The following is a 329-nucleotide window of genomic DNA, read 5'->3' on the forward strand; positions in this document are numbered from 1 at the left end:
TCTTTTGTCCTGAGAAGCTAACTGATGCACCGTGAGTCAAGTGACCACCTGCAGCTAAGTCCATCCCCATAACAGTGTCTCCTGGCTCAATCAAGGCCATGTAGGCAGCACAATTGGCCTGGCTTCCTGAGTGCGGCTGAACGTTAGCAAATTTTGCACCGAATATTTCTTTAGCACGTTCAATAGCTAAACTTTCAACTACGTCAACGCATTCCGTACCGCCATAGTAACGACGACCTGGGTAACCTTCTGCGTATTTATTGGTCAAAATAGAACCTTGAGCTGCCATAACAGCTTTAGAAACAACGTTTTCAGACGCAATCAATTCG

1 pseudogene is annotated in these 329 nt (G+C 45.9%); it reads right to left on the minus strand.

Annotation, left to right across the window (positions count from 1 at the left end):
• Positions 1–329 (minus strand): annotated as a pseudogene (gene glyA, locus C1G53_RS06910) (serine hydroxymethyltransferase); the annotation flags it as partial.

It is taken from the genome of Streptococcus suis (assembly GCF_002960445.1).
GTDB classification, from domain to species: domain Bacteria; phylum Bacillota; class Bacilli; order Lactobacillales; family Streptococcaceae; genus Streptococcus; species Streptococcus hyiners.